The 11,304-nt window shown below is 72.5% G+C and carries 9 protein-coding genes; 7 read left to right on the top strand and 2 right to left on the bottom strand.

Annotated features, from left to right (window positions below; genetic code table 11):
• Together ACH01S_RS30310 and ACH01S_RS30305 are read right to left on the bottom strand one after the other, a co-directional pair.
• Positions 1-1,413: a peptidase inhibitor family I36 protein gene (locus ACH01S_RS30310; RefSeq protein WP_148344507.1), complete on the bottom strand. Its 1,413-nt coding sequence runs from the start codon at positions 1,411-1,413 to the stop codon at positions 1-3.
• 226 nt (positions 1,414-1,639) lie between these two features.
• Positions 1,640-2,260 carry a dihydrofolate reductase family protein gene (locus ACH01S_RS30305; protein ID WP_067899277.1) on the bottom strand — a complete coding sequence of 207 codons (621 nt, stop codon included), beginning with the start codon at positions 2,258-2,260 and terminating at the stop codon, positions 1,640-1,642.
• Positions 2,261-2,447: 187 nt separating this feature from the next.
• On the opposite strand from ACH01S_RS30305, the gene ACH01S_RS30300 reads away from it, so the two are divergent.
• From ACH01S_RS30300 to ACH01S_RS30270, 7 genes are read left to right on the top strand one after another with little or no spacing between them, the layout of a single operon-like run.
• A complete protein-coding gene (locus tag ACH01S_RS30300) occupies positions 2,448-3,680 on the top strand; it encodes a CaiB/BaiF CoA transferase family protein (RefSeq protein WP_067899275.1) in 1,233 nt (410 codons plus the stop codon).
• Positions 3,664-4,659, top strand: a complete 996-nt coding sequence (locus ACH01S_RS30295) for an alpha/beta hydrolase (RefSeq protein WP_067899273.1) — start codon at positions 3,664-3,666, stop codon at positions 4,657-4,659. Before ACH01S_RS30300 ends, ACH01S_RS30295 begins: the two co-directional genes overlap by 17 nt.
• Positions 4,656-5,768 (top strand): ABC transporter ATP-binding protein, encoded by a 1,113-nt coding sequence (locus ACH01S_RS30290; RefSeq protein WP_067899271.1) that lies wholly within the window; start codon positions 4,656-4,658, stop codon positions 5,766-5,768. Before ACH01S_RS30295 ends, ACH01S_RS30290 begins: the two co-directional genes overlap by 4 nt.
• Positions 5,765-7,492 (top strand): ABC transporter permease, encoded by a 1,728-nt coding sequence (locus tag ACH01S_RS30285; protein ID WP_067899268.1) that lies wholly within the window; start codon positions 5,765-5,767, stop codon positions 7,490-7,492. Before ACH01S_RS30290 ends, ACH01S_RS30285 begins: the two co-directional genes overlap by 4 nt.
• Before the next feature lie 5 nt (positions 7,493-7,497).
• The gene (locus ACH01S_RS30280) at positions 7,498-8,637 is read left to right on the top strand and encodes an ABC transporter substrate-binding protein (RefSeq protein WP_083981302.1); all 1,140 of its coding nucleotides are present in this window, start codon (positions 7,498-7,500) and stop codon (positions 8,635-8,637) included.
• On the top strand, positions 8,634-9,611 hold the full coding sequence (locus ACH01S_RS30275; protein WP_218010448.1) for a cyclase family protein: 978 nt from the start codon (positions 8,634-8,636) through the stop codon (positions 9,609-9,611). The genes ACH01S_RS30280 and ACH01S_RS30275 overlap by 4 nt, the downstream gene beginning before the upstream one ends.
• A gap of 17 nt (positions 9,612-9,628) precedes the next feature.
• Positions 9,629-11,257 (top strand): flavin-containing monooxygenase, encoded by a 1,629-nt coding sequence (locus ACH01S_RS30270; RefSeq protein WP_067899262.1) that lies wholly within the window; start codon positions 9,629-9,631, stop codon positions 11,255-11,257.
• Positions 11,258-11,304: the final 47 nt, after the last annotated feature.

Genomic DNA, 11,304 nt, shown 5'->3' with positions numbered 1-11,304 from the left:
TCACCGCCTCCCCGCCGCCGCCGGGCCGGGGCCGGGCGCCTCGGCGTCCGGGGGCCCGGCGTCCTTCGCGAGCAGCTCGGCGGGCGGGACGACCGTCCCGTCGCGGCGGACCCGCCAGATCGTCCCCGCGCGCTCCGGGCGCCCGACCGAGACCACCGCCGAACCCGGCGGGATCTTCCCCGGCACCTCCATGCCGTCGTCGATGAACACGACCCGGCCGCGCTCGGCGCCCTCCTCCGGCTCGATCGACGCCTCCGGCGGGAAGCCCACCGTCCGGACGCGGACCGACCAGTGCCACGGGTCCGCGCGCAGCCGCCGCGCCATCCCGAGCGCCGCCTTCCGCGCCGCCTTCCGGCCGCCGACCAGCGCGATCGGCCCCGGATACGCGGCCAGGTTCACCCACGTCCCGGGGCGCAGCCCCGCGAGCAGCGGGTAGGGCGCGACCGGGTGGACGTCGTCGGTCAGCTCGTCGATGTCGCTGACGAGCAGCCGCCAGCGCCGCGCGCCGGGCGCGGCCCGCCACGGCTGCGGCGCGGCCTCGTCGGCGGCGGCGAGGTGCAGCGTCACCTCGGCGTCGTCGATCGTGACCGCGCGGACCTTCGGCACGTCCCGGCCCGCCTGCTCGCAGTCGACCGCCAGCAGCAGGAGCGCGGCGTGGACGCGTCCGGCCGCCCCCGGGTCGGTGCTCGTGCGGGGCGCCGGGACGGCGGCGGCGCGGCGGCGGCCGAGCGCCCAGCCGCCCGCGCCTAACGCGAGGAGCGTCGCCACGGTGCCCCCGATCGCGGCGACCGTGCCCCACGGCACGCCGCCGGAATCGTCGGCGGACCTGTCCGCCGAGGCGTTCACCGGCGGCGCGCTGGGCAGCTTCGGCATCGCGTCCAGGGACGGCAGCGCGAGGCTCGGCGAAGGGTCGGCCGGCTCCTCGGACTTCTTCGGCCGGTCCGCCGGAAGGTCGCTCTTCTCCGGCGTCGGCTTCTCCACCGGCCTGGTCTTCTTCGGCTTCGGCCGCCCGGCCGAAGCCGGTCTGCCGCACGCCGCGCCGCTCGTCGGATGGACGCGCAGGGAGCTGACGCCCGCGCCGATCCCGTTCAGCGTCGAACTGGGCGGCAGGCACGCCATCAGGCCCTTGAAGTCGATGTCGTCGTAAAGGCCGAGGTAGCTTCCGCTCCGGTTGCTGACCGAACGCGTCTGATCGTTGAAGAAGGTCCAGTCCCCGTCCATCTTCAGATCGGTGTCGCCGTTGTTGGTGCCGATGAGCCCGCCGCCGTCCCGCAGGCCGGGCTTTCCGTACAGGCACCAGAAGCCCTCGTGGTCGCGGCACGGGACGTCGTCGCGCGCCCGCGCCGGAGGGCCCGCCACCGCGGCGGCCACGAGCAGCGCGCCGGACACCGCGCCGGCCCTCAGCAACGACACCGGCGGCCCCTGCCTCATGCGGTGCCCCGCCCGTCCGGGACGCCCCGCCCGTCCCCGGTGGCCGCGACCATGTCCCCCTTCGCGGCGGGCCCGCGGGCCTCCGCGATCACATGTCGACTCATGCCGACAAGCCTCGCGAAGGCCGCCGTCCCCGGAATCCCCGGAGGCTACCCAATCACCGGTACAGGCTGCTGTACCCGCCTAGCGAATCCGCAGTTCAGCGGGCCTACACCTCGTCCTGCGGAAGGCTCGCCTTGGCCGTCGCGTAGTCGCCGGTCGGCGCGTTCGGGTCGCGGCGGTAGACGAGGTGGAGGACGCCCGTCTTGAACGTCTTGGACGAGACGAGCTCCAGCGGCAGCGGCGCCTCGCGGTCCTCGAACAGCCGCATGCCCTTGCCCACCACGATCGGGTGGACGAGCAGGTGCAGCTCGTCGAGCAGCCCGGCCTCCAGCAGTTGCCGGACGATCGAGACCGACCCGCTGATCCCGATCTGCGACGTGTCCGGCCCCTCCTCCTTCAGCGCGGTCACGGTCTCGACGAGGTCGCCCTGGAGCTGCTCGGAGTTGCGCCAGGTGAAGTCGAGCCGCCGCCCGGACGCGACGATCTTGCGCGCCTCGCCGAGCTTCTTGGCGAACGGGGCGTCCTCGCCGCCGGCCCGCTCCCGCTCCGGCCAGGCCCCGGCGAAGCTCTCGTAGGTCCTCCGCCCGAACAGGAGCGTGTCGGCGGCCCCGAGCTGGCCGTCGACGGCCTGCCCCATCTCCTCGTTGAAGTAGGGGAAGTGCCAGTCCTGCGGGTTGTCGATGACGCCGTCGAGCGAGATGAACAGCCCGGCCGTGATCTTCCGCATCGTGGGCCTCCTTCTGGTCGGTTCCTCGTGTCACCCAGTACGACCGGGGCCCCGCGCGGAACTCATCGGTCCGCGGCCCGGCATTTCGCGGAGATCGAGGGGATTTCGGGCGGTCCCTTGTGGCCCGGGAGACTGCATGCGATATTGGAGCCAATATTGGGCAGCAATCCCACCCCCAGGGGGAACCGTGGCGCACGAGCCGAGCCCGCTGACCGGCCTCCGGGTCGTGGACCTCAGCACCACGTTCATGGGCCCCTACTGCACGACGCTCCTCGCCCAGTGGGGCGCGGACGTGGTCAAGGTCGAGGCGCCGGAGGGCGACGTCCTCCGCTACGTCGGCGACGCCCGGGCCCCCGGAATGGGCCCGATCTTCCTGAACGCCAACCGCGGCAAGCGCAGCGTGGCGATCGACCTCAAGGACGACGGCGCGCGCGGCGTCCTCACCCGGCTGGTCGAGACGGCCGACGTGCTGGTGCACAACCTCCGCCCGCGCGCGGCGGCCCGGCTCGGGATCACGCCGGAGCGGATGCTCGCGCTGAACGGCCGGCTGGTCTACTGCGCCTTCCGCGGCTTCGGCTCCGGCGGGCCGTATGAGAACCGTCCCGCCTACGACGACGTCATCCAGGGCGCGTCGGGGATGGCGGCGGTGCAGGCGGTGGACGGCAGCCGTCCGGCGTACTGGCGGTCGGCGGCGGCCGACAAGACGATGGGGATCCTCGGCGCGGCGGCCGTGCTCGCGGCCGTGCAGGGCCGGGCGGTCACCGGCCGCGGACGCGCCATCGAGGTGCCGATGTTCGAGTCGATGGCGTCGTTCATGCTCCTGGAGCAGCAGGGCGGCTGGATATTCGACCCGCCGGACGGCCCGATCGGCTATCCGCGCACCGAGTCCCCGTACCGGAAGCCGTTCCGGACGAAGGACGGCTACCTCGCCGTCATGGTCTACACCGACGAGCAGTGGCGGTCGTTCTTCACCGCGATCGGCGAACCGGAACTCGCCGACGACCCGCGCTACCGCACCATCGGGACCCGCACCGAGAACGTCGACGAGCTGTACTCGCTGATGGACGAGCACCTGACCCGGCGCACCACGGCCGAATGGCAGGAGGCGTTCGAGCGCGCGGACATCCCGTCCAGCAAGGTCAACACCATCCGGGACCTCTTCGAGGACGAGCACCTCGCGGCGACGGGCTTCTTCGAGCGGGTGGACCACCCGTCCGTCGGACGGCTCCGGATGGCGCGCTCCCCCGTCGACATGGGCGACCGCGCGACGGCGGCGCCCCGGCTCCCGCCCCGGCTCGGCGAGCACTCCGTCGAGATCGCGCGCGAGGCGGGCTGCGACGACGCGGCGATCGCCGCCCTGCTCGGCCGCGGCGCGCTGGTCACACCCCAAGGAGAGGAGGGACATGCCCCACGCGAATAAGGCCCACTGGCAGTCGCTGTTCCAGGGGCGGCCGGTGGAGCACACCGTCGCCCGGTCGGTGGAGGAGCTCGTCGCGCGGCGCCGGGCGCCCGCCCCGGCCCCGCTCACCCCGGACGAGGCAGAACGGGTCCGGCTCCACGAGAAGGTCGCGCTGCACGGCCTGGACGGCGAGCTGACGGCGGACGTCTACCAGCCCGCCCGGCCCGGCCCGCACCCCGTGCTGCTGTATCTGCACGGCGGCGGCTGGTACACCGGGTCGCCCGCGATGGACCGGCGGTACTGCGCGTCCCTCGCCGCCGAGGGGATGCTCGTCGTGAGCGCCGCCTACGCGCTCGCCCCCGAGCAGCCGTTCCCGCGAGCGCTGGAGGACTGCGTGTACGCGGCGCGCTGGGCCGTAGGGAACGCGGCGTCCTACGACGGCGACCCGGCCCGGCTCGCGGTCGGCGGCAGCTCGGCGGGCGCGAACCTCGCGGCGGCGACCGTCCTCGCCCTGCACGGCCCGCCCGCCGTGCTGCGCAGCGGCGACCTCGCGGGCACGCCGGTCACGGTGAGCGCGCTCCTCCTGCTGTTCGGGATGCTGGACGCGCACCGCTGGATCACCGAGCCGAAGTACTACGCGGGCGAGCCGGAGATCTCGCTCGCCGCCTACCTCGGGCCGAACTTCAGCGGACGGCTCCGCGACCCCCTCGTCAGCCCGGCGCAGAGCCCCGACCTGGACGTCCTGCCCGCCACCTACCTGTCCTGCGGCGCCGAGGACGCCCTGCTCGGCCACTCGCTCGCGATGACCGGGCGGCTCGCCGACGCGGACGTGCCGGTGACGCTGTCGGTCGTCCCGCACGCCGACCACGAGTTCCTCAAGATCCCCGACCGGGTGGCCGGGGCGCGGGCCGAGAACGAGCGGATCGCGGGCTGGCTGCGCGAGCGCCTCGCCATCGCGGACGGGGACGCGGCCGGAAGCGCGGACGGGGGCGCGGCGTGAGCATCGTGCGCATCGACGCGCTGACCAAGCGGTTCGGCGGCGTGACCGCGGTCGACCGGGTCAGCCTCGACATCGGCGACGGCGAGTTCGTGACCCTGCTCGGCCCGAGCGGCTGCGGCAAGACGACGACGCTCCGCTGCGTCGCGGGCCTGGAGTCGCCGGACGAGGGGAGCATCAGCCTCGGCGCGGGCGCCGTCGTCGACCGGTCGCGGGGGTTCGAGCTGCCGCCGCACAAGCGCGACATCGGCATGGTGTTCCAGAGCTACGCGCTGTGGCCGCACATGTCGGTCGTCCAGAACGTGAGCTATCCGCTGCGCCTGAAGCGGCGGCGCAAGCCCGCCGCGCGGGCGCGGGCGATGGAGGCGCTGGAGCTGGTCGGGCTGGCGGACTACGCGTCCCGCTCGGTGTCGGCGCTGTCCGGCGGGCAGCAGCAGCGGGTGGCGCTGGCGCGGGCGCTCGTCCGCGAGCCGAGCGTCCTCCTGCTGGACGAGCCGCTCTCCAACCTCGACGCCGCGCTCCGCACGCAGATGCGCGCCGAGCTCAAGCGCATCCACGAGCAGACCGGTTCGACCATGGTCTACGTCACGCACGACCAGGAGGAGGCGGTCAGCATGTCCGACCGCATCGCGGTCATGCACGGCGGGCGCTCGGTGCAGACGGGGACGCCGCGCGAGGTGTTCGACGAGCCGTCCTCGCGGTGGGTGGCGGAGTTCCTCGGGTACGAGAACGTCCTGCCGGGACGGGTCGAGCGCGTCGGCGACGGATGCGCCGAAGTCCGGCCCGAGGGCTGGGCAACGTCCCTGACCTGCACTCGGACCACCCGGTGCGCGGCGGGCGACCGCGCCTGGATCGCGATCCGGAGCACGGCGGTCACCTTCGACGAGGGCCCGGCGGACGGCCCGAACCGGCTGGACGCGAAGGTCGTGCGCTCGACGTTCCTCGGCACCGCCACCGAGCACGAGGTCGCGGCGTTCGGGTCGCGGCTCGTCGCGAAGCAGGTCGCGGCCTGGCCCCGGCCGGACGGCGCGGACGCGGCGATCCGCATCGAGCCGGGCCAGATCGCGGTGATCCCGGCGGCGGACGGCCCGGCCGAGGGGCGCGCGTCATGACCGCCCTGCGCGGGCGGGGGCCCGCGCTGGCCCTGGTCGCGTTCGCGACGCTGCTGCTCGGCTGGCCGCTCGTCATGCTGCTCGCGGGAACGTTCCGCAGCGCGCCGCCCGGGCAGGGCGGCACCTGGACGCTGTCCGCCTTCCCCGAGGTGTTCGGCGACTCGAAGACCTACGACGCGCTGTGGAACTCCGTCCTTTTCTCGGTGGGCGCGACCGCCGTGGCCATGGTGGTCGGCTTCTCCTTCGCCTTCCTCTCGGTGCGCACGACGACGCCGGGCCGGAGCCTGATAACGCCGGTCATGCTGCTCATGCTCGCGCTGCCGACGCTGCTGTACGCGATCAGCTGGGGCCTGCTCGGGAATCCGGAGGTCGGCCTGCTCAACAAGCCGATCGAGGCGGTCTTCGGCGTCTCTCCGCTGAACATCTATTCGTGGCCCGGACTGATCCTGGTGCAGGGTCTGAAACTGTCGTCGTTCTGCTATTTCCTGCTGATCGGGCCCATCTCGACGCTGAACACGAGCTTCGAGGAGGCCGCGTACACCTCCGGCGCGAGCCGCCGCCGGACGCTCCTCTCCATCGACCTGCCCAGCCTCGCCCCCACGCTGTTCGGCGTCGGCATCCTGGTCGGCATCTACTGCATGGGCACGTTCGACATCCCGCAGATCATCGGCGAGAACGCCGGAATCGACACCCTGTCGACGCGCATCTTCTTCTACATCGCGGCGTCCACCCCGGCCCGCTACTCGGCGGCCAGCGGCATTTCGCTGATCATGATGCTCTGCATGGCCGTCCTGATCCTGCTGCAATGGCGCTACACCGGCAGGCGCGGTTTCGCGACCGTCACCGGGAAGGGCTACACGTCGGCGCGCTGGATACTCGGCCGCGGCGGGCGCCTCGGCACCGCCGCGATCGTCCTGCTGGTGCTGGTCGGGGTGCTGCTGCCCGCGTCGCAGGTGGCGCTCACGTCCTTCCAGAGCGTCCTCGGCATGTACAGCGGCTTCACGCTGGCGAACTACACCGCCGTCCTGGACGACCCGCAGACGGTCGGGGCGTTCCAGCTCACGCTGTCGCTGTCGGTCGCCGCCGGGCTCGTCACGATGGTGTTCGCGACGCTGCTGGTCTACGCGAGCAACCGGCTCGGACGGCGGCTGAGCCGGTACGTCGACGTGCTGAGCCTCGCGCCGCTCGTGCTGCCGGGCGTCGTCCTCGCGGCGGCGCTGAGCTGGGCGTACCTGTCGGTCCCCGGGCTGCGGCAGCTGTACGGGACGACCTGGCTCTGCGTGATCGGGCTCGTCGTCCTGCTCGTCCCGGTGGCGAGCCGGGCGGCGGCCGGGGCGCTCGCGCAGATCGGCGCCGACCTTGAGGAGTCGGCCCGCATGTCGGGCGCGTCCGCGCTCCGGGCGTTCCGCGGCATCGTGCTGCCGCTGATGGCGCGCAGCTTCCTCGCCGGGTGGCTGGTGTGCAGCGTGATCATGGCCGGGGTACTGGACGTCCCGCTGCTGCTCCTGCCCGCGACGGACGCCAACGTCGCCACCCTGTCCTACAGCCTGTTCTCCAGCTCGGCGGTACCGACGCAGGCGTGCGCCCTGCTCGTCCTGCTGACCGCGCTGATCTGCTCCCTCGGGATCGCGTACGCCGTGCTCCGGCACGTCGTGCTCCGGTACGCGGTCCGCACCGCAACGGCGGGCTCCGCCCGAAGAATCCACGTTCCAACGTCGAGGTGAGTGTCATGACCGTGTTCAAAGGCACTGTGTTCACAGGTCGCAGGGCAGGCGGCGCCATGGTGGCGGCGGTGGTCGCGCTCGCCGCGGCGGCCGGGTGCGGAGGCGGGGCCGGGAAGGAGGCGGCGGCGAAGCGGTGCGAGTCGAGCGCCTCCGGCGACGCCGCGTGGGCGGGCGACGCGGCCAACGCCCGCGCGCTGGCCGACCTGTGCGAGCGCGCCGCGAAGGCGGGCCAGACGCAGGTGGTCGTGTACGGCGCGTACGCCGAGCTGTTCCGCCCGATCTGGCAGGACTTCGCGAAGCGCTACCCGGTCAAGATCGTGCCGAAGGTGCAGCCGCCGGGCGCGACGGTGAGCGCGGTGCAGTCCGAGGTGTCGAGCGGACGGCAGGTCGGCGACGCCCTCATGCTCGGCCTGGAGTCGGTGAGCGTCTGCGCCGACAAGGGCCTCCTGCAACCGTTCGAGCCCGCCACCGTGGACGACCTCCCGGCGCGCTACCGCGATTCCGAACAGCGTTTCTACGTCCCGTACGGCGACGTCTACGGGTTCATGTACAACACGAAGAAAATGGCGGAGAAAGACGTCCCGAAGAACATGGACGACCTCGTCTCGGGCCGCCTGAAGGGGTTCGTGCTGGACGAGCCGTCCCTCGGCGTCCTCACCGCGCAGTCGCTCATGCCGCTGTTCAAGGCGAACAGGCTCACGCTCGACCAGATGCGCAAGCTCAAGCAGAACGGCAAGCAGGTCGACTCGACCCGCCCCTATTACGACCGGCTCGTCACGGGCGAGACGACGATGATGCCTTTCGCGTCGCACATGCGGTATCTGCGGCAGAAGCAGAACGGCGCGCCGGTGGGCTTCACCGCCGTGCCCGCGCTGTCGTCGCTGCTCTACGGCTCGACGGCCGTCATCAAGGGCGCGCCGCACGAGGACGCCGCGAAGCTGTGGGCGTCCTGGATGCTCACGCCCGAGGCGCAGAAACTCATCGCGTCGAAGGGGCTGAACACGCCGCTGCGGCCCGGCGTCGGCACGCCGCCGGAATGGCCCGACTACCACGCGCTGGAAAGCGCGCTGCCGCAGATCCCGCCGGAGGACTTCAACCGCGTCCTGCAGGAATTCCTGGCCTGGGTGAAGCCGGTGAACTCGTGACGGCCGGAACGCGGCGCGGAGATCTGCGCAAGCGCGAGCACACGCGGGCGTCCGTCGAGGAACTCGCCGTGAGGCACCGCACCTGGGGCGTCTGGGGCCCGGACGACGAACTGGGCGCGCCGAACCGCGTCACGGCGGAAAAGGTGCTGGCCGCCGTCCGGGAAGTGCGGAAAGGCGCGGTGTTCTCGCTCGCCCTTCCGCTGGACAGGTCGGGCCCGCAGGGCGCGGGGTCGCTGCGCGCCAATCCGCAGCACGTGATGCTCGTCCTGCCGACCGACCCGTGGCCGGGCGAGAACCCGTTGCAGCGGTTCAGCGACGACGCGGTCTACATGCCGTTGCAGTCCGGCACGCAATGGGACGGCCTGTGCCACGCCTTCTACGACGGCCGCACCTACAACGGCCGCGGCACGTCGAGCGTCACGGCCAATCAGGGCGCGAAGTTCAACAGCGTCACGAATCTGAAGGACCGCGCGGTCGGACGCGGCGTCCTGCTCGACGTCGCGCGGTGGAGCGGGCACGACCACCTGCCCACGGACGCGAGCATCCAGGCCGAGGACCTCGCGCGATGCGCGGCCGACCAGGGCGTGGAGGTCGGTGAGGGCGACTTCGTCCTGGTCCGGACGGGCGAGCTGGCGCGGGTGCGGGAGGCGGGCTCCTGGGGCCGCTACGCGGGCGGGCCCGCGCCCGGGCTCGGCGTAAGCGCGGCGGAGTTCCTCTGCTCCCGGCGCGTGAGCGGCGTCGCGTCCGACACCTGGGGGCTGGAGGCGCTGCCCTACGAGACGTCCGACCTGATCGCGCCCCTGCACGCGATCCTGCTGGTCAACGCCGGGATCTACATCGGCGAGATGTGGGACCTGGAGGCGCTCGCGGGCGACTGCGCGGCCGACGGCGGCTACGCGTTCCTGCTCGCCGCCCAGCCCCTGACGATCACCGGCGCCGTCGGGTCGCCCATCAACCCGGTGGCCATCAAATGAGTGAGGGAGGCGACGCAATGACCGGACCCGTCTACGACGTCCTGGTCGTCGGCGCCGGATTCAGCGGCCTGAACGCCCTTTACCGGCTCCGCGAACAGGGGCTCGGCGTGAAGGTCCTGGAATCCGGGGACGACGTTGGCGGCACCTGGTACTGGAACAGGTATCCGGGTGCGCGAGTGGACATCGAGAGCGTCGAATACTCCTACGCGTTCTCCGACGAACTGCAGCAGGAATGGCATTGGCCGGAACGGTACGCGGCGCAGGAGGACGTCCTCCGGTACCTGCGCTGGGTGGCCGACAAACTCGACCTGCGGCGCGACATCGAACTGGGCCGCCGCGTGCGAAGCGCCGTCTTCGACGACGACACCCGCCTCTGGACGCTCACCGTCGAGGGCGGCGACGGGCCTGAGGCGCTCCGCTGCCGCTACTGCGTCATGGCCACCGGCTTCCTCTCCGCCCCGCGCCTTCCCGACATCCCCGGCCTGGACGGCTTCCGCGGCCGCCTCGTCCACACCGGCGCCTGGCCGCACGACGAGGTGGACCTCACCGGGCGGGTCGGCGTCATCGGCACGGCCGCGAGCGGCATCCAGGTGATCCAGACCGTCGCGCGGACGGCGGCGCGGCTCACCGTCTTCCAGCGCAGCGCGAGCTGGGCGCTGCCGCTGCGCAACGAACCGATGCCCGCCGAGTACGAGCGGTTCGTCAAGGAGAACTACGCGGAGATCCGCAGGCTGGAGCACACCACCCGGGGCCCGGGCATGGTGCTCGTCGGCAAGCGGATCATGCTGCCGGAGCCGCGCGGCGCGCTGGAGCTCCCGGACGCCGACCGCGAGGCCGCCTACGAGGGCCTCTGGCGGGACGGCGGCGTCCACTGGGGCCGCATCTTCCGCGACCTCGGCCGGAACGCGGAGGCCAACGACACGGTCCGCGCCTTCCTGGAGAAGAAGATCCGCGCGGCGGTGCAGGACCCTGCCGTGGCCGACCTGCTCGTGCCGGAGCACCGCCCGTTCACGCGGCGGCCGCCGGGCGAGTCCGGCTACTACGAGGCGTTCAACCGCGACAACGTCACGCTCGTGGACGTCCGCTCCGACCCGATCGCGCGCTGCGACGCCGACGGCGTGGTGCTGGAGAGCGGCGCGCGGCACCCGCTGGACGTGCTGATCTGCGCGACCGGGTTCAACGGCGGCGCCGGGGCCGTGCTGCGCATGGACGTCCGGGGCCGGAACGGCCTGCCGCTGCGCGACCACTGGGCCGAGGGCGTCCGCACGCACCTCGGCATGATGACGTCGAATTTCCCGAACCTGTTCTTCGTCAACGGCCACCAGAGCCCGTGCGCGCATTTCTCGCCGCCATTGCTGGCCGACTACCAGACGCGGTACATCGGACGCCTCATCGACCACCTGCGCGAAAGCGGCGACGGCGCGACCGCCGAACCGGTCCCGGACGCCGAGGCGGCCTGGTCGCGGCACGTGGACGAGATCTACGAGCAGACCCTGATCCCGCACACCGACAGCTGGTGGATGTCGCGGATCGCGCCCGGCGCCAAACGGCAGGCGGTCGCCTACGCGGGCGGGTTCGCCGAGTACCGGAAACGGTGCGAGCGCGCCGCCGCCGAGAAGTTCCAGGAATTCGACGTCCATTCCTAGCCACGACGAGAGCCACGGCGAAAGCCGCAACGAGGGGAGACACGACA

It is taken from the genome of Actinomadura chibensis NBRC 106107 (assembly GCF_001552135.1).
GTDB lineage: Bacteria > Actinomycetota > Actinomycetes > Streptosporangiales > Streptosporangiaceae > Spirillospora > Spirillospora chibensis.
This window is presented reverse-complemented; position numbering and strand designations above follow the sequence as displayed.

What these genes read in the sequence shown, in the direction of transcription:
- ACH01S_RS30285 (WP_067899268.1), top strand. Translation starts at nt 5,765, where the DNA reads ATGACCGCCCTGCGCGGGCGGGGGCCCGCGCTGGCCCTGGTCGCGTTC.
- ACH01S_RS30270 (WP_067899262.1), top strand. Translation starts at nt 9,629, where the DNA reads ATGACCGGACCCGTCTACGACGTCCTGGTCGTCGGCGCCGGATTCAGC.
- ACH01S_RS30305 (WP_067899277.1), bottom strand. Translation starts at nt 2,260, where the DNA reads ATGCGGAAGATCACGGCCGGGCTGTTCATCTCGCTCGACGGCGTCATC.
- ACH01S_RS30295 (WP_067899273.1), top strand. Translation starts at nt 3,664, where the DNA reads ATGCCCCACGCGAATAAGGCCCACTGGCAGTCGCTGTTCCAGGGGCGG.
- ACH01S_RS30280 (WP_083981302.1), top strand. Translation starts at nt 7,498, where the DNA reads ATGACCGTGTTCAAAGGCACTGTGTTCACAGGTCGCAGGGCAGGCGGC.